The 19,442-nt window shown below is 68.2% G+C and carries 20 protein-coding genes and 3 pseudogenes; 6 read left to right on the plus strand and 17 right to left on the minus strand.

Annotation, left to right across the window (positions count from 1 at the left end; translation table 11 throughout):
- The first annotated feature begins 34 nt into the window (after positions 1–34).
- Positions 35–1,033 (plus strand): zinc-binding alcohol dehydrogenase family protein, encoded by a 999-nt coding sequence (locus ACVWWN_RS28205; RefSeq protein ID WP_457146806.1) that lies wholly within the window; start codon positions 35–37, stop codon positions 1,031–1,033.
- A 4-nt stretch (positions 1,034–1,037) separates the two neighbouring features.
- On the opposite strand, the gene ACVWWN_RS28210 is transcribed toward ACVWWN_RS28205, so the two are convergent.
- The 3 genes from ACVWWN_RS28210 to ACVWWN_RS28220 form a co-directional block, all read right to left on the minus strand.
- Complete coding sequence (locus ACVWWN_RS28210) at positions 1,038–1,598, minus strand: DUF1802 family protein (RefSeq protein ID WP_457146807.1); 561 nt, start codon at positions 1,596–1,598, stop codon at positions 1,038–1,040.
- Positions 1,595–1,861 (minus strand): DUF2277 family protein, encoded by a 267-nt coding sequence (locus ACVWWN_RS28215; protein WP_457146808.1) that lies wholly within the window; start codon positions 1,859–1,861, stop codon positions 1,595–1,597. The genes ACVWWN_RS28210 and ACVWWN_RS28215 overlap by 4 nt, the downstream gene beginning before the upstream one ends.
- 76 nt (positions 1,862–1,937) lie before the next feature.
- Positions 1,938–2,198 (minus strand): hypothetical protein, encoded by a 261-nt coding sequence (locus ACVWWN_RS28220; protein ID WP_457146809.1) that lies wholly within the window; start codon positions 2,196–2,198, stop codon positions 1,938–1,940.
- Positions 2,199–2,300: 102 nt separating this feature from the next.
- On the opposite strand from ACVWWN_RS28220, the gene ACVWWN_RS28225 reads away from it, so the two are divergent.
- Positions 2,301–3,059, plus strand: coding sequence for an enoyl-CoA hydratase (locus ACVWWN_RS28225; protein ID WP_457146810.1), 759 nt, complete (start codon positions 2,301–2,303; stop codon positions 3,057–3,059).
- Positions 3,060–3,078: 19 nt separating this feature from the next.
- Entirely contained in the window at positions 3,079–3,648 is a 570-nt protein-coding gene (locus ACVWWN_RS28230) for a class I SAM-dependent methyltransferase (RefSeq protein WP_457146811.1), read from the plus strand.
- Between the two features lie 289 nt (positions 3,649–3,937).
- Here ACVWWN_RS28230 and ACVWWN_RS28235 read toward each other — a convergent pair.
- The 3 genes and pseudogenes from ACVWWN_RS28235 to ACVWWN_RS28245 all read right to left on the minus strand — a co-directional run.
- Positions 3,938–4,015: pseudogene (locus tag ACVWWN_RS28235) on the minus strand (hypothetical protein); the annotation flags it as partial.
- Between the two features lie 131 nt (positions 4,016–4,146).
- Positions 4,147–4,494 (minus strand): annotated as a pseudogene (locus tag ACVWWN_RS28240) (hypothetical protein); the annotation flags it as partial.
- A gap of 21 nt (positions 4,495–4,515) precedes the next feature.
- Positions 4,516–4,875 (minus strand): DUF222 domain-containing protein, encoded by a 360-nt coding sequence (locus tag ACVWWN_RS28245; protein WP_457146812.1) that lies wholly within the window; start codon positions 4,873–4,875, stop codon positions 4,516–4,518.
- Positions 4,876–5,169: 294 nt separating this feature from the next.
- Between ACVWWN_RS28245 and ACVWWN_RS28250 the strand changes: the two are divergent.
- A pseudogene (locus ACVWWN_RS28250) lies at positions 5,170–5,474 on the plus strand (transposase); the annotation flags it as partial.
- 13 nt (positions 5,475–5,487) lie between these two features.
- Here the strand turns inward: ACVWWN_RS28250 and ACVWWN_RS28255 are convergent.
- The 7 genes from ACVWWN_RS28255 to rimP form a co-directional block, all read right to left on the minus strand.
- Entirely contained in the window at positions 5,488–6,801 is a 1,314-nt protein-coding gene (locus ACVWWN_RS28255; protein WP_457149310.1) for an MATE family efflux transporter, read from the minus strand.
- A 13-nt stretch (positions 6,802–6,814) separates the two neighbouring features.
- Entirely contained in the window at positions 6,815–7,813 is a 999-nt protein-coding gene (locus ACVWWN_RS28260; RefSeq protein WP_457146813.1) for a DHH family phosphoesterase, read from the minus strand.
- Positions 7,788–8,282, minus strand: coding sequence for a 30S ribosome-binding factor RbfA (gene rbfA / locus ACVWWN_RS28265; protein WP_457146814.1), 495 nt, complete (start codon positions 8,280–8,282; stop codon positions 7,788–7,790). Before rbfA ends, ACVWWN_RS28260 begins: the two co-directional genes overlap by 26 nt.
- A gap of 64 nt (positions 8,283–8,346) precedes the next feature.
- Positions 8,347–11,094 (minus strand): translation initiation factor IF-2, encoded by a 2,748-nt coding sequence (gene infB / locus ACVWWN_RS28270; protein ID WP_457146815.1) that lies wholly within the window; start codon positions 11,092–11,094, stop codon positions 8,347–8,349.
- A 67-nt stretch (positions 11,095–11,161) separates the two neighbouring features.
- Positions 11,162–11,554 carry a YlxR family protein gene (locus ACVWWN_RS28275; RefSeq protein WP_457146816.1) on the minus strand — a complete coding sequence of 131 codons (393 nt, stop codon included), beginning with the start codon at positions 11,552–11,554 and terminating at the stop codon, positions 11,162–11,164.
- 59 nt (positions 11,555–11,613) lie between these two features.
- Positions 11,614–12,657 (minus strand): transcription termination factor NusA, encoded by a 1,044-nt coding sequence (nusA, locus tag ACVWWN_RS28280; RefSeq protein WP_457146817.1) that lies wholly within the window; start codon positions 12,655–12,657, stop codon positions 11,614–11,616.
- A complete protein-coding gene (rimP, locus tag ACVWWN_RS28285) occupies positions 12,654–13,202 on the minus strand; it encodes a ribosome maturation factor RimP (protein WP_457146818.1) in 549 nt (182 codons plus the stop codon). Before rimP ends, nusA begins: the two co-directional genes overlap by 4 nt.
- 191 nt (positions 13,203–13,393) lie before the next feature.
- Here rimP and ACVWWN_RS28290 point away from each other — a divergent pair, with 191 nt between their 5' ends.
- A complete protein-coding gene (locus ACVWWN_RS28290) occupies positions 13,394–13,903 on the plus strand; it encodes a hypothetical protein (protein WP_457146819.1) in 510 nt (169 codons plus the stop codon).
- Positions 13,900–14,475 carry a ferritin-like domain-containing protein gene (locus tag ACVWWN_RS28295; RefSeq protein ID WP_457146820.1) on the plus strand — a complete coding sequence of 192 codons (576 nt, stop codon included), beginning with the start codon at positions 13,900–13,902 and terminating at the stop codon, positions 14,473–14,475. The genes ACVWWN_RS28290 and ACVWWN_RS28295 overlap by 4 nt, the downstream gene beginning before the upstream one ends.
- Positions 14,476–14,493: 18 nt before the next feature.
- On the opposite strand, the gene ACVWWN_RS28300 is transcribed toward ACVWWN_RS28295, so the two are convergent.
- From ACVWWN_RS28300 to ACVWWN_RS28315, 4 genes are read right to left on the minus strand one after another with little or no spacing between them, the layout of a single operon-like run.
- Positions 14,494–16,239 (minus strand): proline--tRNA ligase, encoded by a 1,746-nt coding sequence (locus ACVWWN_RS28300; RefSeq protein WP_457146821.1) that lies wholly within the window; start codon positions 16,237–16,239, stop codon positions 14,494–14,496.
- A gap of 43 nt (positions 16,240–16,282) precedes the next feature.
- On the minus strand, positions 16,283–17,323 hold the full coding sequence (locus tag ACVWWN_RS28305; protein WP_457146822.1) for an ABC transporter permease: 1,041 nt from the start codon (positions 17,321–17,323) through the stop codon (positions 16,283–16,285).
- A gap of 1 nt (position 17,324) precedes the next feature.
- A complete protein-coding gene (locus tag ACVWWN_RS28310; RefSeq protein ID WP_457146823.1) occupies positions 17,325–17,870 on the minus strand; it encodes a VOC family protein in 546 nt (181 codons plus the stop codon).
- A 13-nt stretch (positions 17,871–17,883) separates the two neighbouring features.
- Positions 17,884–19,401 (minus strand): MFS transporter, encoded by a 1,518-nt coding sequence (locus tag ACVWWN_RS28315; protein ID WP_457146824.1) that lies wholly within the window; start codon positions 19,399–19,401, stop codon positions 17,884–17,886.
- Between the last annotated feature and the right edge of the window lie 41 nt (positions 19,402–19,442).

Below are 19,442 nucleotides of genomic sequence, written 5' to 3' on the forward strand. Positions count from 1 at the left end.
CGGGCACTTGGGGCTCTGCCCCTACCATCGCGGTATGAGCACCATGACCGCCATCGGCTCGTTCGCCGGGCTACCGATCGAAAACCCTGATGCGCTACAGGATCTCGATATGCCGGTACCGGAACTTCGACCGCACGATGCGCTGGTCCGCGTCGAAGCCGTTTCGGTCAATCCGGCCGACGTCAAGCGCCGCGCCTCGCTTCCTGAAGCGGACTCGCCGGTGATCCTCGGCTTCGACGCGGCCGGTGTGGTCGAGGCCGTCGGGGTCGAGGTGACGACGATCGCCGTCGGTGATGACGTCTGGTACGCCGGCGATATCAGCCGGCAGGGCAGCAACGCACAGTTTCATGCGGTCGACGAGCGCATTGTGGCGCACAAGCCGGTATCGCTGTCGTACGCCGACGCCGCTGCGCTGCCGTTGACGACCATCACCGCCTGGGAGACCTTGTTCGAACGGTTCGGCCTCGGCGCCGAATCGACCGGGGATCTGCTGGTGGTCGGCGCCGCGGGCGGGGTGGGATCGGTGATGATCCAACTCGCCAAGGCCCTGACCCGAGTCCGCGTGATCGCCACCGCCAGTCGCGATGATTCCCGGCAGTGGGCCACGCAGATGGGCGCCGACGTCGTCATCGATCACCACGATCTGCGCGCCCAGGCTCTCGGCGTCGCACCGGATGGCCTCGACTTCGTGTTCTCCCCGCACTCGCGGGACAACATCGACACGTACGCGGAGATCGTCCGCCCGTTCGGCCACATCACCGCGATCGACGAGCCGGAGGGTCTGGACCTGTTGCCACTCAAGGAGAAAAGCATCGCGTGGCATTGGGAGCTGATGTTCACCCGACCACTGTTCGGTTACGACATCGCCGCCCAGCAGCGGCTGCTGACCGAGGCCGCCTCGTTGGTCGACCGCGGCGTGCTCCGCACCACTGTGACCAGCGCCGTCAACGACTTCACGGCGGCCGGCATCCGGCGGGCACACGAGCAGGTGGAGTCGGGCCGCATGATCGGCAAGGTCGTAGTACACCGATGAGTGATCAACCTACGGCGCGGCGCGCCCTGTCGGCGATCGTCTGTAGATAGGTCTCGTCGTATACCGGCGCACCCCAATTCGGGTCGACGGGCAGGGGCACCCAGCTCTTGCACCCGGCGTAGTCCGGTGACCGGGCCAGGGCAACTGGCTCGACGAGCGGGCACGCCTGCACCACCAGCACCGTGAGCCGGTGTTTGGGCCGGAAGTCCACCCGGTCGGCGCGAATCGATTCATCGGTCCAGATGTGCAGCGCCGCGATGTCTTCGAGCGACTCGGGCCGGTTCACTTCGATGGCGGCGACGACGTTGGCGCCCGCACGCACCAGCACCTGATCGTCGGTACGGTCACGGGCCGAGACCCTCAACAGATCCCGGTGTTCGGGTCGCACCCGTTCTGCGTGGCTGTGCGCGACGGTCGGGAACAGCAGGAAGCGCGATGCCGTCACGGCGAACCGCTTTTCGTGGATTCCACCTTTGCGCAACAGCACGGTCTGCCGGCCGTCGAGCATCGCGTGGACGGCCGCACTCCATTCCTTGAGCGCGGGCTGCGTCAGGGTTGCCGTCATGCCAGATTCAGCCGGGCCCGCACCTCAGGCCGGCGCAGTGGCGGCACGGTTTTGGGTGGTTGCCGCCGCGGTGGCAGGCCTGCCAGCAGCCGGCTGGTGGTCGCGGTGACCTCGGCCACCGCTTCTTCGAACGCCGCGGCATTGGCGGCCGTCGGCCGGGTGATGCCGCTGACCTTGCGGATGTACTGGCGGGCGGCGGCCTCGATCTCCTCGGCGGTCGCCGCCGGTTCCAGGCCGCGTAGCTCGGTGATGTTTCGGCACATGCCTCCACGATAGGTGCCGCCCGGTCAAGCAACCTCGCCTTCACCGGTCGGCGAGGTTGCTCAGCACCTGCGCCGGCTAGCAGGGATCGCCGGGTGGCGTGTAGTACGGCACACCTTCGACCGTGTAGCACGGTATCTCGCCGGGAACGTAGGGGTCGGTGGCCGACGCGATGGCCACGCCCGTCGCCACGTCACCGGCGATGTTGGTACAGCCGCCCACCCCGACATGGCGTCCGTGGGCACCCGCGCAGATGTCGGCCTGCGCCACCGGCGCTATTGCCAGCGGTGCGACCGCCATCGCCGTCGCCGCGAACAGCGTTGCTGTGAGCTTCTTCATCGAATTCGTCCTTTGCTAGCCCGGCCCGCCGTCATTATCACGCTCGGCGTCGCTCGGCGGCGTGGCTTCGGACATTGTCGTAATTCTCGATAGGTTGAAGCCATGACGAACGACGACGTGCTGCTCGTCGACACGCAAGACCGGGTGCGCACCCTGACGCTGAACCGGCCGCAGTCACGCAATGCGCTGTCAACCGAGTTGCGCAGGCGCTTCTTTCGCGCACTGCGTGACGCCGAAACCGATGACACGGTCGACGTCGTCATCCTCACCGGGACCGATCCGGTGTTCTGCGCCGGGCTGGACCTCAAGGAGCTCGGCAATTCCACCGAGCTGCCCGACATCTCGCCGCAGTGGCCGCCGATGACCAAACCGGTGATCGGCGCGATCAACGGCGCGGCGGTCACCGGTGGCCTGGAATTCGCCCTGTACTGCGACATCCTGATCGCTTCGGACAATGCCCGCTTCGCCGATACGCACGCCCGCGTCGGGCTGCTACCTACATGGGGGTTGAGTGTGCGGCTGCCGCAGAAAGTCGGCGTCGGCATGGCCCGCCGGATGAGCTTGACCGGCGACTACCTGTCCGCGGACGAGGCGCTGCGGGCGGGCCTGGTGACCGAGGTGGTGCCCCATGACCAGTTACTGCCGACCGTCCGCCGGGTCGCCGCCTCGATCGTCGGCAACAACCAGAAGGCGGTCCGGGCGCTGCTGGCGTCCTGTCACCGCATCGACGACGCCAGTACCAGCGGCGGGCTGTGGATCGAAGCCGCGTCGGCCCGGCAGTGGATGTCCAGCGCAACCGGTGACGACATCGCCGCCAATCGGGATGCGGTGTTGCAGCGAGGTCGGGCACAGGTGCGCTGAGCGCGTCTAGGCTGCCGGTGTGAACAAAGCGCATGAGATATGCGGAAGCGACGAATGGCGCCAGACGATTCGAGAAGTCATCCTCCCGTGGGCCCTCGACGGGACCGACCTCGGTGATGACGTGCTCGAGGTCGGGCCGGGATACGGTGCCACCACCGACGTGCTCAGCGGTGCCGTGCCGCGGCTCACCTCGGTGGAGATCGACGACGAGCTCGCCGCAATGCTGACCGACCGGTTCGCCGGTATGCCGTCGGTGAAGATCGTGCACGGCGACGCGACATCGCTGGCGTACCAGGACAACCGGTTCTCCGGCGCCGCGTGCTTCACGATGTTGCATCACGTGCCCTCGGTCGAGTTGCAGGACCGCCTGTTCGCCGAGATCGCCCGCGTGCTGCGCCCCGGCGCACCGCTGGTGGCCAGCGACAGCCTCGGCAGCGCCGAGTTGGAGGCGCACCACGGGGGCGACACCTACAACCCCGTCGACCCGTCGACGTTGCCTGCCCGGCTGGCCGAGGCGGGCTTCGCCGACCTGAATGTGCGGACCAATGAGCATGGATGGGCGCTGATTGCGCGAGTCGCAGACATGTAAGTGTTGTGAGTCGTTAATACGGGTGCCGAGTCTGATTGTTGCGCCTGCGGTGTTAAGTGATGATTTGCGTGAGCAGATGCAGTCTTGAGCTCGCAGCCCAAGAGCGCGCAGACGGGCGCGGATCCTGGTGAGGGCGTTGGATAGCCCGTCGGGCAGCGATGCGAGATCTAGTTGTCAGCCTCGATTTCACCATGCGGTACCTGCCCGCGTATTGCGAACGGACTTCCGTATGCCCCCATCCGGTTGGGCTTCGATATCGTGGCGGCCGGGATCGGCCCTGGTGCTCGACTTAGTTGGGTGGGGGTGGTGGTTGGGGTTGGAAGGGTTGATACCACCACCAGTCGGCGCGTTCGCCGGTGGGTCCCGGTCTTCCCAATGCCAGAGGTGATGGGCATGCAGGCCGCGGGTGGCCGCACACCCGGGCACCGCGCAGCTGCGGTCGCGGTACTCCAGGGCGCGGCGCAACCGGCGGCTGATCACCCGAGACGCCCGCCCCGCCCCGATCGGCACCCCGGCCCGCTCAAACCACACCTCACAGGTGGCATCACAGCTCAGGTAACGCCGATCAGCAGCCGACAGCAGCGGACCCAGATGCAACTGCGCCACCCGGGTCGTGCACATCCACATGCACCACCACCGTGGTCCGCGCGCCGTGCGGGCGGGCCGCCGCCTCGGCGTCCCAGCCGGCATCCACCACCGCAGAAACGCCGCGCCGGTGGACGGGAGCGGCGGCCGCCGCCCGGACTGATCGCCGCCGGCGGCGTGATCGCGTTTCCATTCGGCGACCAGCGCCTCACGATGAGAAGCCAGGGCCGCGTCGAACTTCGCCGCCTCCAGATGCGGCAACGTGATCCGGTAATAGCAGAACTACTCATCGGAGGTGGAGCTGATCGAAACCCGCGGCTCGGGCTCCGGGTCGGGCTCGGGCTGGACGTCGGGGTCGGGGTCGGGTTGGGGTCGGGGTTCGAGCTTGACCGCGGTGCGCAACTGCGACACCGAGGCCACCCGGGCGAACTCCGCATAATGCTCATCGGAGCCATCAGCGGCGCCGCCGGCGATCACCCCGACCTGATCCAACGACAGCCGACCCTCCCGCATCCCCTGCCCGCGGCGGGGAAACCCGGGCAACCGGTGCGCCACAGCGGCGATCGTGGCGGCGTTGCCCGACGAGGCGCCCAGCTTCCAGGCCACCAACGCCGCGATCGACCGCGCCCCGTCGACCCGCACAACCCGTCGTGATCCAACTCCCCGACGATCTGCACAATGCGCCCATCAATGGCATTGCGCTGCCCCGCCAACTCCGACAACTCCCCGAACAACACCTCAACCCGCTCCCCAGCCCGCACCACCGGCACCTCAAGCGAAGCGGTCGACGACATAACCCCATCATCACAGCCAGGTCCGACAAATTCGGGCCACCCCAACCCGGCCGGGATCAGATGCCAACAGGCCCTGCCCGATCGGCCGCGGCGACGAACGAGTGCGGCCGGACTGGCGATGCGGACACGAACTGTGTTGCCGGACATGTACCTGGTTCTCGACAACGCTTCCACCCACAAAACCCCGGCGGTAAAACGTTGGCGGACAACCCACCCGCTTCGTGCCGCACTTCCAACCGGCTCATCGTGGATCAACCAGGTGGAACGCTGGTTCGGTCTGCTCACCGACCAACTACTGCGCCGCGGCGTCCCCAAAAGCGTCGCCGCACTGGAAAACGACGTCCACGACTGGATCATCACACATGGAACGACGACCCAAAACCGTTCCGCTGGACCAAAACCCCCGACGAGATGCTTGATTCCCTGTCCAAATATATGGCACGGATTCAGACGCGACACACTAACCGATACCGGGCACCAGCCAGCGGCCCGAGAATGCGCGCCAGCCGACGAACAACAACCGCAGCACCATGAAAGTGCTCAGGCCCGACCAGATTCCGAACAGCCCCCAGCGGTATGCGAGCGACAACCAGATCAACGGCAGGAATCCGGCCAGTGCGCTGATCAGCGTCGCGTTGCGCATGAACTTCGCATCGCCTGCCCCCAGCAGTACCCCGTCGAGCGCGAAAACAATACCGGCGATCGGCAATTGGGCGACCATGAACCACCACGGCACATCGATCGCATCGAGTACCGACCGGTCGTCGGTGAAGACGCTGGGGAACACCGAGGCGCCGACTGCGAAGATCACGGCCAGCACCACCGAGGCCAGGGCCGAGAAAATGGTGACCCGCCACGCCACCGATTTCGCGTGCGCCAGGTCACCGGCCCCCAGCGCCGCACCGACCAGTGACTGCGCGGCGATGGCGAGTGAATCCAGCACCAGCGCAAGAAAGTTCCAGAGTTGCAGAACCACCTGATGCGCGGCCACGGCGGCCGCGCCGAACCGCGCGGCGACTGCGCCTGCGGACACGAAACACGCCTGGAACGCCATTGTCCGCAGTAGCAGGTCGCGGCCCATGACGATCTGGGCGCGCAGCACTGCCGGCTGGATGTGCCGCGGCACGCGTTCGACCAGTAGGGCGCCGATGAACAGCACCGCGGCCACCCACTGCCCCACCAGGTTGGCCACGGCCGAGCCGACGAGTTCGAGTCGCGGCAGGCCCAGCCAGCCGTACACGAGGAGCGGGCACAGCACCGCTGACAGCGCGAAGCCGGCGACCACATAGCGCAAGGGGCGCACCGTATCCTGCACGCCACGCATCCAGCCGTTGCCGGCCGCGGAGACCAGGATCGCGGGAACACCGACTATGGCGATCCGCACCCACGGCAACGCCTCAGCGGCGATATCTCCGCCCGCGGCCAGCGCCGACACCAGCGGCACCGCGAGGGCCTGCACCGCGACGACGATGAGGACGCCGAGACCCAGCGCCAACCATGTCGCCTGTACCCCTTCACCCACCGCCGATCCGCGATCACCGGCACCGAAGAACCGGGCCGAGCGGGCCGTCGTGCCGTAGGACAGGAAGGTCATCTGCGAACTGAGAGTGCTCAGAATCAGCCCACCGATCGCCAGCCCCGCCAGTGGCAGGGCGCCGAGGCGGCCCACCACGGCGAGGTCGAAGAGCAGATAGATCGGTTCGGCGGCCAACACGCCGAGAGCGGGCAGAGCAAGACCGGCGATGCGACGACCGGTGGCAGCGGCGACCGGCAGATCGCCCTCCGTCTCAGCCAAGTGCTACATACAAGGCCTGCACGACGTCGTCGGCCGACCCGGTCGCTGAGTAGCCGGCCGCCAACCGGTGACCGCCTCCACCGAAGGCGCTGGCGACGGCGGAAAGGTCGAATGACTTCGCGCGCATCGACACTGACCAGTGCCCCGGCTCGATCTCCTTGAACACCGCGGCGACCTCGGCCTGCTGCGTGGTACGCACGATGTCGACGACGCTCTCGACTTCTTCGGGACGCGCGTTCGCCCACTCATGATGTCCGACAACGGCATACACCAGGCCGCGGCCGCCGGCGGCGTCCGGCAGCAACTGCGCGGAGGCCAGCACCCGCGACAGCATCGGCAGCCACGCGAACGGGTGTGTGTCGAGCAGGGCGCGGCTGATCGAGGCGTTGTCGACGCCGAGTTCGAGAAGGCGGGCGGCCAGCCGATGTGCGCGGGCACTGGCCCACCGGAACGATCCGGTGTCGGTGGTCAGTCCGGCATACAGGCAATGGGCGACGCCCGCGTCGATCGGCTTACCCCACGCGTCGAGGATTTCTGCCACCAGCATGGTGGTGGAATCCGCCGCCGGGTCCACGTAGTTGGCGCTGCCGAACAGCTGGTTGGAGGCGTGGTGGTCGATCACCAGCACCTCGCGCTCGGGATCGGCCAGTTCTCGCAGCGCTCCCAGTCGGTTGACGCTAGGAATGTCGACCGTCACGACCAGGTCGGCGTCACGGAGCAGCGCATCGGGAGCCACCAGAAGGTGTCCACCCGGCAGCGACTGCAGCGATTCGGGCAGCAATGCGGGCGCAGCGAAGCTGACCTGAACGCCCTTGCCCGCATGGTCGAGCACCAAGGCCAGCGCAAGGCCTGCGCCGATGGTGTCGGCGTCGGGATAGACGTGGCAGACGACACTGACGGTGGCCGCAGCGGATAACAGGTCAGCGGCGCTGCGGGCGTCGACACGGTCCCCTGCTACAGGGATATCAGTCGTCTTGTCGATCGCGGTCACCGGTGTCCTCAACGTCGTCGGGGTCCCCGCCGGTTTCCTCCCCGCTCACACGGTACGGGTCTGCGTCACCCGCGTGCTTGGCACCCTGCCGAACTCTGGCCAAATCCTCATCCGCCGCCCGGGCGCGCGCCAGCAGTTCTTCCATGTGGGCGGCGGTGTCGGGCACCTTGTCCAAGACAAATGACAGTGTCGGCGTAAACCGCACACCGGTGCCGGCACCGACCTTGGTCCGCAGGGTTCCCTTCGCCCGTTCCAACGCGGCTGCCGCGCCGGCGTAGTCGGGTTCGTCCTGCAGGGTCTGGCCGCGCACCGTGTAGTACACCGTGGCGTCATGCAGGTCTCCCGTCACCTTCGTGTCCGTGATGGTCACGAAGGCCAACGGGGGATCCTTGATCTCGAACTCGATGACCGAGGCGACGATGGTGCCGATGCGCTTGGCCAGCTTGCGCGCCCGACCGACATCAACCACTTTGCTCCTCGCGCAAGCGCTCGTCGGTGACATGCTCCTCGCGCAAGCGCTCGTCGGTGACCATCTAGACGCGCTCCTTCTCCACGAGCTCGTAGGTCTCGATGACGTCGCCTTCCTTGATGTCGGAGTACGACAGCGTCAGACCGCATTCGTAGCCGTCCCGCACCTCGGTCACGTCGTCCTTCTCCCGGCGCAACGACTGCACCGTCATGGTCTCGGCGACCACGACGTTGTCGCGGAGCAGCCGGGCCTTCGAGTTGCGCCGGATGATGCCGGAGGTCACCAGGCAGCCGGCGATGTTGCCGACCTTCGACGACCGGAAGATGGCACGGATCTCGGCCCTGCCCAGCTCGCGCTCCTCGAAGATCGGCTTGAGCATGCCCTTGAGCGCGCTCTCGATCTCGTCGATGGCCTGGTAGATCACCGAGTAGTACCGGATCTCCACACCCTCGCGGTTGGCCAGCTCGGTCGCCTTGCCCTCGGCCCGCACGTTGAACCCGATGATGATCGCGTCCGAGGCCGACGCCAGGTTGACGTTCGTCTCGGTGACGCCACCGACGCCGCGGTCGATGACACGGAGCTCCACCTCGTCGTCGACCTGGATGTTCAGCAGGGCTTCCTCCAGCGCCTCGACCGTGCCGGCGTTGTCGCCCTTGAGGATGAGGTTCAGCTGGCTGGTTTCCTTCAGCGCCGAATCCAGGTCCTCGAGGCTGATCCGCTTGCGGGTACGCGCGGCCAACGCGTTGCGCTTGCGCGCGCTGCGCCGATCGGCGATCTGGCGGGCGATGCGATCCTCGTCGACGACGAGGAAGTTGTCGCCCGCGCCCGGCACCGAGGTGAAGCCGATGACCTGCACCGGCCGCGACGGCAGCGCCGCCTCGACGTCCTCACCGTGCTCGTCCACCATGCGCCGCACGCGGCCGTAGGCATCGCCGGCCACCACCGAGTCGCCGACGTGCAGGGTGCCACGCTGAATGAGGACGGTGGCCACCGGTCCGCGACCGCGGTCCAGGTGCGCCTCGATGGCCACACCCTGGGCTTCCATATCGGGGTTGGCCCGCAGATCCAGTGCCGCGTCGGCGGTCAGCACGACCGCCTCGAGCAGGGCCTCGATGTTGGTCCCCTGCTTGGCCGAGATGTCGACGAACATCGTGTCGCCACCGAAGTCCTCGGCCACCAGGTTGTACTCGGTGAGCTGGGCCCGGATCTTGGCCGGGTCGGCGCCCTCCTTGTCAATCTTGTTCACCGCCACCACGATTGGCACATCAGCGGCCTGTGCGTGGTTGATGGCCTCCACCGTTTGCGGCATGACGCCGTCGTCGGCGGCGACCACCAGGATCGCGATGTCGGTGGCCTTCGCGCCGCGGGCACGCATGGCGGTGAACGCCTCGTGACCGGGGGTGTCGATGAAGGTGATCGGCCGAATGGTGCCGTCGAGATCGACCTCGACCTGATAGGCGCCGATGTGCTGGGTGATGCCGCCGGCTTCCTCCTCGCGGACGTTGGCCTTGCGGATCGTGTCCAGCAGTCGGGTCTTGCCGTGGTCGACGTGGCCCATGACGGTCACCACCGGCGGACGGGTCTCGAGGTCCTCCTCGCCACCCTCGTCCTCGCCGTAGGTGAGGTCGAAGGACTCCAGCAGCTCGCGGTCCTCGTCCTCAGGGGACACAACCTGCACGACGTAGTTCATCTCGCCGCCGAGGAGCTCCAGGGTCTCGTCACCCACGGATTGAGTCGCGGTGACCATCTCACCGAGGTTGAACAGCGCTTGCACCAGCGAGGCCGGGTTGGCGTCGATCTTCTCGGCGAAGTCCGACAGGGACGCGCCGCGGGCCAGCCGGATCGTCTCGCCGTTGCCGTGCGGCAACCGCACGCCACCGACAACCGGGGCCTGCATCGAGTCGTATTCCTGGCGCTTCTGCCGCTTCGACTTGCGGCCGCGCTTGGGCGCTCCGCCAGGACGGCCGAAGGCACCGGCGGCACCGCCGCGCTGGCCCGGGCGTCCGCCACCGCCGCCGCCGGGGCGACCACGGTATCCACCGCCGCCAGCGCCTGCGGGGGCACCACCGCCGCCACCACCGGGTCCGCCGGTGCGGTAGTTACCGCCACCACCGCCGCCGCCGCCGGGACGACCCCCGGTGCCTGCACCGGGGCCACGACCGCCGGGGCCTGGGCGGGGTCCACCCGAGCGACCGCCGGGAGCGCCGGGCCGCGGGCCGGCGGGGCGCGGCGGCATGTTGCCTGGTGAGGCACCGCCGGGGCGGGGGGCACCGGGCCTCGGGGCACCCGGGCGGGGCGCCTGCGGACGCGGAATCGGCCGGTCGACCGGTTGCGCGGACGAGAACGGGTTGTTGCCGACGCGCGGAGTCCGGGCGGCGGGCTTGGGCGCACCCGGCACGGGGCCGGGACGTGGCCCTGGCGTGGCCCCAGGCGTCGGAGCCGGGCGGGCCGGTGCGGCAGGAGGAGCCGCCGGTGCGGGAGCCGCGGGGGGCGGCGTCGCCGCAACAGCGGGAGCCGGAGCCGGAGCCGGTTCTACGGGTGCCGCCGGCTTGGGCGCCTGCGGCCGCTCCGGTACCGGTCGGGAGGGAGCCGCGGGCTTGGCCGGCGAACCGTTGGCCTCGCTCCTGACCTTCTGCGCAGCAGCGGGCTTTGCTCCGCCGAATGATTCGCGCAACCTGCGCGCGACGGGCGCCTCCACTGTTGAGGACGCGGATTTAACGAATTCACCCTGCTCATTGAGCCGGGCGAGCACTTCCTTGCTGGTAACACCGAGTTCCTTGGCCAACTCGTGTACGCGAGCCTTACCTGCCACTACATCTCCATCTCTAGAGGCGTCAGCGGTGGTCGGCGCCGCGCCTTGGGTTAGCTATGACACATGGTCATCGGGACTTCACGGTGTGCTCATATTTCTCGCTACCTGTTCTGTCTCCGGGTGGGTCGAGACCTCGAGCGCTGCTGACAGCGCCAAAGTGCTCTAACACCGCGGTGGTGTCTGGTGAACCGGTGATGCGCAGCGCTCGGGCGAATGCTCGCCGCCGGATTGCCGCGTGTACACACTCCTCGTCGGGATGCAGCCACGCACCCCGCCCCGGAAGTTTCCTCGCTGCGTCAACGGTTACGGCGTATTCGCCGTTCCCATCGCCGACAGCGACCACTCGAAGCAGTTCGACGGCCAGCTCTCGCTTCCGGCAGCCGATGCATGTCCGAACCGGTCCACCCGAGGGGTCGATGGCGCTTTTCTGCATCCGAGCCGAAGTCTCGCGCTGGATCACAGCTGAGTCTACCGTCCCCGCCCCTGCGAACCGAAACGGCTGTGCTGGTAGCCGCGTCGTTACCGGTCGTGAACCGCGCCGCGGGCCGCATCCGGGTGGTGCTCGGGCTTGTTGACCGGCGCCGCATCGCTGCGGATGTCGATCCGCCAGCCGGTCAACCGCGCCGCCAGCCGCGCGTTCTGGCCCTCCTTGCCAATCGCCAGCGACAGCTGGAAATCGGGCACCACGACACGCGCCGCGCGCCCTGATTCGTCGATGACCGATACCGACACCACCTTGGCGGGCGACAACGCGTTGGCGACGAACCGGGACGGATCCTCGTCGTAATCGATGATGTCGATCTTCTCGCCGGACAGCTCGCTCATCACATTGCGCACCCGCTGGCCCATCGGCCCGATGCAGGCACCCTTCGCGTTCAGCCCGGGCACCCGCGACGTGACGGCAATCTTGGAGCGGTGTCCGGCCTCGCGCGCCACCGCGACGATCTCGACCGAGCCGTCGGCGATTTCCGGCACCTCCAGTGAGAACAACTTGCGCACCAGGTTGGGGTGCGTGCGGGACAGGGTGATCAGCGGCTCGCGCGCGCCCCGCGACACCCCGACGACATAACAGCGCAGCCGGTCGCCGTGTTCATAGCGCTCACCGGGCACCTGCTCGGCGCTCGGAATGACGCCCTCGGATCCCTTGGTCTCGCTGCCCATCCGGACGACGACGAGCCCACGCGCGTTGGCCCGCGCATCTCGCTGGATGACACCTGCGGCGATGTCGCCTTCCCGTGCGGAGAACTCGCCGTAGTTCTTCTCGTTCTCCGCATCGCGAAGCCGCTGCAGGATCACCTGACGTGCGGTGGTGGCCGCGATTCGGCCGAAACCCTCTGGGGTGTCGTCCCATTCGTGGATGACGTTGCCGTCGCCGTCGGTCTCGCGGGCGAGCACCTTGACGACACCGGTCTTGCGATCGATGTCGATGTGGGCGTCCGCCTCGTGCCCTTCGGTATGCCGGTAAGCGGTCAGCAGCGCCGATTTGATCGTGTCGACGACGACATCGACGCTGATCCCCTTGTCCGCCTCGATGGCGTGCAGCGCGGCCATGTCGATGTTCACGGTCCGGCCTCCTTTCCGGATTGTCCGGCCAGTTCGAGCTCCCGCTGATTTGGCGGCGAAAACTCAACTTGGACAACGGCTTTGACGATGTCTGCCATCGGCAGTTCACGAACCGCGAGGCTGCCCCGCCCGCCCTCGCGCACCACCAGCCGCACGGTTTCAGCGCGGACTTCGCCCAACCTGCCGGTCAGTTGCGATCCATCGGCCAACGTCAGTTCGACTTTCCGGCCGCGGGCACGTCGAAAGTGCTTCTCGGTGGTCAACGGGCGATCGACACCGGGCGAAGTGACCTCCAGGACATACGGGGCGGCAGACCCCGACGTCGAATCGGTGCCGTCCAACAGCGCGGATGCCGACCGGGCGAGCGCCGCGATCGAGTCCAGGTCCAGACCCTCGTCGCCGTCTGCCACGACCGTGATGCGGGCCGGACGCGCTGCACCGTCGATCACCACATCTTCGATTTCGTAACCGGCGCGCGCGAACTCACCGTCGAGTAGCTCGATCACCTGTTTCTGCGACGGTAATCCCGCAGACCGCTCCGTCACGGCGAGCTCCTCATCTTGAGTTGTCCGGTCTCGATTCCCCGCGGTACAACCTGGAACCGACTATCTACGATACGCCAGCGCCGCGGCGCCAATCGGCAAACGCTGCGTGGGCTCCAGCGAATACCCACCGTTGCCTCGGAGTCACCGTGCCCGGCTTGTCGGCACGCTGGCGTCACCCGGGCAATGGCAGGATGTTGCTCGTGCCGAGCCCCCTGCCGACGGTCAGTCGACGACGCGTTCTGATCGGGGCGACGGCTTTGGCGCTGCTCGGCGCGACGTCGGCGGCCTGCGGACAGGAGCCCCCGCCGCCCGAAGTCGGCGAGCTCACCTCGCAACTCGACCGGGCCCGCGCCGACAGCGCGCTGGCCACGGACGCCGCGGCCGCCGCGCGCGGCCCGATCTCGCAGGCGCTGACGGAGGTGGCGTCCGAGCGTGCGGCCCACGCCGAGGCGTTGTCCGATGAGCTGGTCCGGATGGTCGGCAAGCAGGCCGCGACGACGACGACGCCGACCACCCCCACCGCCGTGCCTGCCAAACCGCCCACCGCCGCCGACGTCATCGGCGCGCTGCGGGACTCGGCGAACAGCACCGCTGCGCTGGCGGCCAAGTACGCCGGGTACCGGGCCGGTCTGTTGGGGTCCATCTCGGCATCCTGCACAGCCGCCTGCACCGTGGCGCTGGCGCCGCCGGAGGCGCAGTGACAGCTCCGAGACCGACACCAACGACCCCTTCGACCCCGACGACGACCACGACGACCACGACGACCACGACGACCACGACCACGACGACGACCACGACGTCATCGCGCGCCGCCGAGCCCACCGACCCGGCGCGCCCACAGGACCCAGCCGACGGCGCCCTTTTCGACGCGATCGCGACTGAGCACGCCACGATCTACGGTTACGGGCTGGTGTCCGCGCACTCGACACCCGACGTCAACGACCTGGTGTCCGCATCGATGGCCGAGCACCGGAACCGGCGGGAGGCGGCGATCAAGTCGCTCGAGTCGCGATCGGTCGACGCGCCGCTGCCTGCCGCCGGCTACCAGTTGCCGATCGAAGTGGACAGCCCCACGGACGCGGCGAACCTGGCGGTGCGGATGGAAGAGGACGCGGCGGTGGCATGGCGCGCCGTCATCGAGCAGGCCAAGGCCGAGGACGAGCGCGCGTTCGCGGTGACCGCACTGACCCAGACCGCGGTCGCGGCGGCCCGCTGGAGCCGGGTGCTCGGCATCTGGCCGATCACGGTCGCGTTCCCCGGCGGGTCCGAGTAGCCACGCGCGACGACCCGGCTAACCCGTTAGTGCCGTCGAGATCTCTGTCGCGGCCTCGTCGATCGGGATCTCCCGAGTCTCGCCCGTGAACCGGTTCCGCAACTCGAGCACGCCGTCCGCCCACCCGCGCCCGACCACGACGATCCATGGCACGCCGAGCAATTCGGCGTCCTTGAACTTCACCCCCGGCGACGCCTGACGGTCGTCGAGCAGTACCTCGACGCCCAGCCGGTCCAGGTCCGCGGCCAGCTCGGTCGCCCCGGCGCGCGCGGCGCTGTCCTTGTTGGCGATCACCACATGGGTGTCGAACGGCGATACCGTCGACGGCCAGCGCAACCCCAGGTCGTCATGCTGCTGCTCGGCGATCACCGCCACCAACCGCGACACCCCGATGCCGTACGAACCCATGGTGAGGCGCACCGGTTTTCCGTCCTCGCCCAGTACATCCACCGTGAACGCATTGGTGTACTTGCGGCCGAGCTGGAAGATGTGGCCGATCTCGATGCCGCGGGCCGACACCAGCGTGCCCGCACCGTCCGGCGACGGATCACCGTCGCGCACTTCGGCGGCCTCGATCGTGCCGTCGGCGACGAAGTCGCGCCCGGCGACCAGACCGACCACATGCCGGTTAGGCGCATCCGCCCCGGTGATCCACGAAGTGCCGTCGACCACCCGCGGATCGACGAGATAGCGAACGCCGTTGGCCAGCAAGCCTTTCGGACCGACATAGCCCTTGACGAGGAACGGATGCTTTTTGAAGTCGGCATCGTCGAGCAGCGCGTACTCGGCCGGGTCGAGCGCAGCGCCGAGCCGCTTCTCGTCGATCTCGCGGTCGCCCGGGACGCCGATGGCCAGCAGCTCCCAGTCCCCACCCGGCTGACGGGTCTTGAGGAGCACGTTCTTGAGCGTGTCGGCAGCCGTGACCTCGCGGCCGAGTTCTGCGCCGTTGGCCCAGTCCACCAGCGTGGCGATGGTCGGGGTGTCCGGTGTGTCGTGCACCTCGGCCTCCGGCAGGCCATCGGTCGGCAGCGACGAGGGTACCGGAGTGACCACGGCTTCCACATTGGCCGCGTATCCCGACTCCAGGCACCGGACGAAGGTGTCCTCGCCGATCTCGCTTTCGGCCAGGAATTCCTCGGACGCGCTGCCGCCCATGGCGCCCGACACCGCGGAGACGATGACGTAGCGGACACCGAGTTTGGCGAAGATCCGCTGGTAGGCGTCGCGGTGGCGGTGATAGACGGCCTTGAGCCCGTCGTCGTCGACGTCGAACGAGTAGGAGTCCTTCATGATGAACTCCCGGCCGCGCAGGATGCCCGCCCGCGGCCGGGCCTCGTCGCGGTACTTGGTCTGGATCTGGAACAGCAGCAGCGGAAAGTCCTTGTAGCTGCTGTACTCCCCCTTGACCGTCAGCGCGAACAGTTCTTCGTGCGTCGGTCCCAGCAGATAGTCGTTCTTGCGACGGTCCTGCAGCCGGAACACGCCGTCGCCGTACTCGGTCCAGCGGTTGGTCGTCTCGTACGGCGCCCGCGGCAGCAGCGCCGGAAACAGGATCTCCTGTCCGCCAATGGCGTTCATCTCGTCCCGCACGACCTTCTCGACCTTGCGCAGCACTCGCAGCCCCAGCGGCAGCCAGCTGTACAGGCCCGGCCCGATCGGGCGGATGTAGCCGGCGCGGATCAACAGCCTGTGGCTGGGCACCTCCGCGTCGGACGGATCGTCGCGCAGGGTACGCAGGAACAGCTCGGACATCCGGGTGATCACAGCGGACCACCTTACTGATGGGCGTGCGGGGTGTCCGCGCGCGTCAGGCCGGTCGTTTCGATCTGTGCATCAGCGCCGAGGCGGCCAGCGTGACGACGACGCCTCCGGCCGTCCACAGCAGCAGCACCACGATGTGCTGCGTGATGCCGTGCGAACCGAAGTAGACGATCCGCCGGATAGCGTCTGTACCTGCGCCATTGGGCAGCGCACCGCTGATGACCCGCCAGAAGGCGGGCAACAGGGCGGGCTGATAGGCGCCGCCCGCCGATGGGTTGCCGAGGATCACGAAGATGACGACGGTCAGGCCGATGCCGATGACGCCGAACAGTGTTTCCAGCGCGATCGTCACGGTGGCGGCCGACAGCGTGACAAGGACCCCGATGCCGGCGACGGCCCAGAAATGCCCGCCGAGCGCATGCAGGACGTGCTCCGCGATCACCGCGCCGCCGATGCCGGACGCCAGCGCGTACGGGACCGTCGCGCCGAGGCGCCACAGCGCCCGCGGGAATGTCGCCGCCCGCGATCCCTTCGCGATGCCGAGCATCGCGGCGAACAGATAGCCGCCGACCGCCCACCCGATGACCAGGTAGAAGCCCGAAAGGCCGCGGGCGTCGCCTTCCTGCAGCGGCACCGCGTCGTCGATGGTGAACGTCCGATGCTGTTGTGCCGCGGCCTTGGTGAACAGCTCCTCCACCGCGGTGGCCACCGCCGTGCCGCCGCCGGAGGCGACCAGAAGTGAATCGTCGGTGCCCTCGGGGTTGACGACGTACACGGCGGAGGTTGCGCCGATGCGCAGGGCGTTGCGCGCCTCGTCCGCATCGGCCGATGTCGTTGCGGTGACGGGCTGTCCGGCGATGGCGTTGAGCTGGTCGATGAGCTGTCCGGACACCTGCGCGGGTGCCACCACGGTCACCGGTATGCGGTACGGCCGGGGAGCGTGGAACGCGCCGATGTAGGAGAAGATGAACCCGAACTGCAGGAGCAACACGCCCACGCCGAGCATCAGCGTGCGCGGCGCGATGGCATCCCTGAAACGGTCTTGCAGGGTTTCGGGTTGCTCGGCTGCCTCGTGTCGATTCGTCACATCAATCCCGTCCCTGCCAGGTACCTACGCACGCCTCGTTGCCCTCCGGATCGGCCAGCACCCAGTACGCGGGCGCCCGTCGATCGCTGAGCAGTGCGCCGCCCGCCGCAAGCGCCGCCCCGATCCGGGCACCGGTCGCCTCGTGCGGCACGTCGATGTCCACGTGGATCCGATTGCGCTGCGGCCGCGGCGCATCCATCTGCTGGAACCAGATCGCCGCTTCGCGTCCCAGGGGGTCGATGAGCCCGTCGGACAGATCCGTCAGCGAGCGTGATATCTCGTGCGCCGGCCGAATGTCGTGCCCGGTGACCCCGCCGGTGTCGGCGGACTGCAGCCGCAGCACAGCGCGCTCCGCACGGATGTCGACCGTCAGATGCCCCTGCCCGTCGGCGGCGACAGCCGAAACGCTGAGCGAGGACGCCTCCGCGGCCTCCGCAAGCGCGGCGGTCTGCACCTGGGAGTAGATGGCACCCAGGATGAGGCGCCAGCCGGCTGGGCCGACCGCGTCCGAGATCTGTTGACGGGTGGCGCGGGTGTCGTCGTCCACGGCGTCAGACTATCTACAGCTCGCCCGCCTCCACGGCCTCGCGGGTGTGCTGCGCAGTCGCGATCTGGCGCGCGGAGAAGCCGATCCAGAACGCGGCGACCCCGACTATCACCGCGATCCCGGCCACCCACAGCAGTGAGTAGGTGTAGCCGTAGCCCAGCGCGTCGAGCTGCGCCGGCGTCATGTTCTTGACGGGCCCGGTCGTCCCCCCCAGGTAGAGCGTGCGCGACGTCTGCACCGCCTGGATGACGACGAGCACCACCGGCCCGCCGAGGTTGTACACCATCAGCGTGATCGCCGACACCGGTCCGATCTCCAGCGGCCCGACCTCGGCGACCGCGCACAGTGGCAGGATCACCGCGATCATCCCGATTCCGAAACCACCGACGACGATCGCGGCGAAAAGGTCAGGGAAGTACGGGATGTAGCGGGTCAGCGTCGAACCGTAAAGCATTGCCGCAAGCACGAATACCCCGCCGCCGATGATCAGCCACCGCGGTTTGACGCGTGGTGCGAGCTTGGCCGCGAGCGCACTGCCGAGGGCGAAGGCAATCGCGAACGGAATGAAGCTGATGCCGGCCTTGAGCGCGGAGTAGCCCAGCACGTCCTGCACCAGCAGGCCGATCATCACCGTCAGCGTCAGCATCACACCGCCGGCCAGGAACAGCGAGACGAACGTCATCACCCGGTTGCGGTTGTCGAACACCGAGAACGGTACCAACGGGTTCTGGGCGGTGCGCTCGACGAGCAGGAAGGCGGTGAAGAACACCGCCGCCGCCGCAGCGGCGCTGAACACCCACGGATCGATCCAGCCCCGCGCTGGGCCCTGGGTGAAGACCAGCACCGCCGCGGTGCAGCCGAGCGTGGCCAGCAGGGCGCCGGTGATGTCGAGTTTGAGGCGTTCGTGGTGCGTTTCGCCGATCCGGTAGACCGCGATCGCCACGATCACGATGCCGATCGGCACGTTGATCAGAAACGCCAGACGCCACGAGATCACGGTGAGCGCACCGCCGAGCGCCAGCCCGAGCACGGACCCGATGCCCTGCATGGCGGCCGACACGGCCATCGCGCGATTGCGGGCCTGCCCGACGGCGTAGGTCGTCGCGATGAGCGCGAGCCCGGTCGGGGCCGCCACCGCGGCGCCGGTGCCCTGGACCGCCCGCGCGACGATCAGCGTCCCGCTGTCGGTGGCGAGACCGCACACCAACGACGCGATCGTGAAGACACCGACTCCGGAAAGGAATGCCCGTTTGTGACCGATCGCGTCACCGACGCGCCCACCGAGCAGCAGCAGACCGCCGAAGGTCAACACATAGGCGGTGATGACCCAGCTCTTGGCGGCGTCGGAGAGGTCCAGCTCGGCCTGCATCCGCGGCAGGGCGACGATCACGATGGTGCCGTCGAGCGTCGACATCAGCTGCATGCCGGTGATCGCGACGATCGCGATCCCGAGCACGGAGGACGACAGCGGCTGTGAAGACGGCGACGCGGTGCGTTCCGTCGAGCCCCCAGAACCCCCCACCGCAGACATGGATTGCCAGCCTACCGAGAAGGGGTGACGGCTCAGTGGGA

The organism is Mycobacterium sp. URHB0021, from assembly GCF_054057895.1.

What these genes read in the sequence shown, in the direction of transcription:
- ACVWWN_RS28205 (WP_457146806.1), top strand. Translation starts at nt 35, where the DNA reads ATGAGCACCATGACCGCCATCGGCTCGTTCGCCGGGCTACCGATCGAA.
- ACVWWN_RS28210 (WP_457146807.1), bottom strand. Translation starts at nt 1,598, where the DNA reads ATGACGGCAACCCTGACGCAGCCCGCGCTCAAGGAATGGAGTGCGGCC.
- ACVWWN_RS28215 (WP_457146808.1), bottom strand. Translation starts at nt 1,861, where the DNA reads ATGTGCCGAAACATCACCGAGCTACGCGGCCTGGAACCGGCGGCGACC.
- ACVWWN_RS28220 (WP_457146809.1), bottom strand. Translation starts at nt 2,198, where the DNA reads ATGAAGAAGCTCACAGCAACGCTGTTCGCGGCGACGGCGATGGCGGTC.
- ACVWWN_RS28225 (WP_457146810.1), top strand. Translation starts at nt 2,301, where the DNA reads ATGACGAACGACGACGTGCTGCTCGTCGACACGCAAGACCGGGTGCGC.
- ACVWWN_RS28290 (WP_457146819.1), top strand. Translation starts at nt 13,394, where the DNA reads ATGTTGCTCGTGCCGAGCCCCCTGCCGACGGTCAGTCGACGACGCGTT.
- ACVWWN_RS28315 (WP_457146824.1), bottom strand. Translation starts at nt 19,401, where the DNA reads ATGTCTGCGGTGGGGGGTTCTGGGGGCTCGACGGAACGCACCGCGTCG.